General features: G+C 30.0%; 3 protein-coding genes. All 3 read right to left on the bottom strand.

The genetic code is table 11. From position 1 onward, the window contains the following. Positions 1-88: 88 nt before the first annotated feature. The 3 genes from A2255_08830 to A2255_08820 all read right to left on the bottom strand — a co-directional run bounded on the left by A2255_08830 (position 89) and on the right by A2255_08820 (position 2,566). Positions 89-1,327: a hypothetical protein gene (locus A2255_08830; GenBank protein ID OGI22688.1), complete on the bottom strand. Its 1,239-nt coding sequence runs from the start codon at positions 1,325-1,327 to the stop codon at positions 89-91. Between the two features lie 48 nt (positions 1,328-1,375). Next, the gene (locus tag A2255_08825) at positions 1,376-1,717 is read right to left on the bottom strand and encodes a hypothetical protein (protein ID OGI22687.1); all 342 of its coding nucleotides are present in this window, start codon (positions 1,715-1,717) and stop codon (positions 1,376-1,378) included. A 570-nt stretch (positions 1,718-2,287) separates the two neighbouring features. Further along, positions 2,288-2,566 carry a hypothetical protein gene (locus A2255_08820; protein OGI22686.1) on the bottom strand — a complete coding sequence of 93 codons (279 nt, stop codon included), beginning with the start codon at positions 2,564-2,566 and terminating at the stop codon, positions 2,288-2,290. Positions 2,567-2,761 lie beyond the last annotated feature (195 nt).

Raw genomic sequence — 2,761 nt, 5'->3', positions numbered from 1 at the left:
GAGCTTGTAATTTCAAAAACTCGTCGTTTTCGAAATTGTAAGCTCCCGCTTCGCTCATCAAAATCCATAAGTATTTTTTACGCTGTCCTTATTGTGATTTCCTCATAAATTTTGCACATTCAAGAATTTTTGTATAAGCAGCTTCTGCGTATTCGTTTTTAGGTTCTAATCGCATACATCTTCTGTAAGCAGAAATTGCCAGTTCAAACTTTTGTTGCATAAAATATTGATTTCCTGCTTCATAAGTCTCTTTCATTACTTTTTTTAAAGGATTAAGGATGTTTTTAAGCTCGGTTATCTTGTATTCGTAAGCACTTAATTGATCAGGCTTTAATATTGCGTAATTTTCATATTCCCATAGAGCTTCATAATATTTCCTGTTTTTGTAATATTCCTCTGCTTTGCTCAGGTGCTTATTTATTATTTCCGGATGCTTATTAAGATATTTTTTGATTTTTTCTATTCTTTTTTTTGCGTTTAAAGTTGTGACTGATTGTTTCTTGGTAATATTTAAATATCTCATATACATACAATAAGCATAACTATATTTTTGGAGTTTTTCATAAGATACGCCTAAGTTGCAGCAAGTATTTCCATCAGTAGGGTCGAGTTTTATCACTTGAAACCAATATTTTATTGCGTGTTTGTATTTTTCTGCTTTATAACAAATATTTCCCAAGTTTAAATGAGTTTTGGGGTAATTGGGGTATGCTTTAACGGATTGTAAATAGGCATATAATGCTTTTTTATAAAGATTTCTTTTATGGTATTTGATACCTGCATTGAAATAATTAGCAGCCATACGCTTGGTGTCGGTTACTTTTGTTAGGATTTTAACATAATCATGTTTTTTGTCTTTTAAGCCATGGTTAAGATATTGTTCATAGTATTTAAATGCGTTAGACTGATCACCTAGCTTTTCATACGCTGCTCCTAAATTTACTAACGCTGTTGTGTTGTCTGGAGCAATTGTAATTGCCACATGCCAGTGAGGCAAAGCATCGTTAATATTATCCAGAGAATAATAAGCATTACCTATATTTACATAGCATGTTACAAGCTTTGAATCTATACTTAAGGCTTTCTTCCAGTAGCTTATTGCATCATTAGCTTTTCCTATTTTAAAATAAGCATTTCCAAGATTGATATAAGCCTCTGGAAAATCAGGTTTCTGATTAATTATATTCTGAAAAATCTCAATAGCAGTACTTATATCACCATTGTCGTATGATGATATTCCTTTTTTAAAAAGCTCTTCAATATTAGAGGAATTTTCTGATTCAACTAACGGTTGTATATTCTCAGTTGAATCAGAAAATTCCGTCATGATATGTGCCTCTCAACTAATAAAGGAATATATATTTTAAATAAAAAATTATTCAGAGAACAATAAATCCATAAAATCTTTATTTTTTGATAATGAGTCAGCTAAGTCAGTGTCAGACATGTATTCACTGTTATTTATTAGTTGTACGATCTCACTAACATTTAAATCATTACCAATGGCTTCTAAAACCATTTCTCTATATTTTTCTACATCTTTTTCTTTATCATACAGTTTTAATGCTTCATCTGAAATATCACTTTGATCCATATATTCAGAAACTTTTTGATAAGGGTTTTTTGCAGAAGATTTTTTCTCTATTCCTAGCAGTTCTTGCTGCTGTTTAATAGAATTGTTAGTTAAAATATCATTATTGGTAATATGATCAACCATTTAATCATCTCCCCAGAGTACGAATATAACCACCTCAATATAACTAGTATGAAGATAAATCGATTAATTTGTAACTATCTTATGGCCTATTTTCCTAGGCCAGGTGGTCAATTTTATTACAGATAGACTTTTTTGACTTTCTATTATATCGATTTAAAAAATAACACATTTTAGCTTCTGTTTAAAATGTGTTAAGAAAAGTTAACAAGTATTTTGCTGCAATAGTTATCTCAAGAGTATATACAGTGTATTTGTAAAATATCTTACTCGCTATAGTGAGTATATGTATTTAAATCTAACGGCTTTAAAATTATAAAAACAATGGCAATATTCGTTTTTAGAATGTTTTTATATAATTGTGAGGCCTGAGTAAAGATAGCAAGAAAGCAAGTTAAATAAGTAAATATAATTAGTGTGATCGTAATGCAAAAATAGCAAGAAGAATTTGATTTGAATATACAAGCGAAGGGAAAAGGAACAGGAAGATGAGGCGTAATGCCTCTTTTTAGTTTTTATTCAAAATTAAAAGCGTAGTTGTTATAACTACGCTTTTAACTTAATAGGATATTTTTACATTATAGTTTTTTTGTGGCCGCGGCTAACTGCGCTTACTACGTCAGCCATTGAATTGAATTCATTTTCGTGTGCATCTTTTAACACATCACGTAATGCTTGTGGATTACCTTTTGTCCATTCAATTTGTCTGTCGCCATATCTATCAATTAGATCTTGTTTGCTCATTGGAAAATCAACGCCACCAAGAGCATTACTAACTGATGCTATACCATAAGCATGTCCACGTTCTGGTCCAGGCTTTCCATAGCTGGAACCTTCACTTCTTTTACCCATATTTTTTCCTCCGATTTATTACTGTAATCTATTAACAAATGCGCATTATATTCTAAGTGATTTTTTTTATTTCCATATGAGTTAACAAGCTAATTAATTATAGTAAAGGTAACCTATCTTTATTTTTGCATTGATAAAATTTAAGAAATTTAATAATGTTTTTTAAACTTGACTTTTAATTTATTAAATTTAAAA

It is taken from the genome of Candidatus Melainabacteria bacterium RIFOXYA2_FULL_32_9, assembly GCA_001784615.1.
In the GTDB taxonomy this organism is placed as follows: domain Bacteria; phylum Cyanobacteriota; class Vampirovibrionia; order Gastranaerophilales; family UBA9579; genus UBA9579.
This window is presented reverse-complemented; position numbering and strand designations above follow the sequence as displayed.

What these genes read in the sequence shown, in the direction of transcription:
- A2255_08830 (OGI22688.1), bottom strand. Translation starts at nt 1,327, where the DNA reads ATGACGGAATTTTCTGATTCAACTGAGAATATACAACCGTTAGTTGAA.
- A2255_08820 (OGI22686.1), bottom strand. Translation starts at nt 2,566, where the DNA reads ATGGGTAAAAGAAGTGAAGGTTCCAGCTATGGAAAGCCTGGACCAGAA.
- A2255_08825 (OGI22687.1), bottom strand. Translation starts at nt 1,717, where the DNA reads ATGGTTGATCATATTACCAATAATGATATTTTAACTAACAATTCTATT.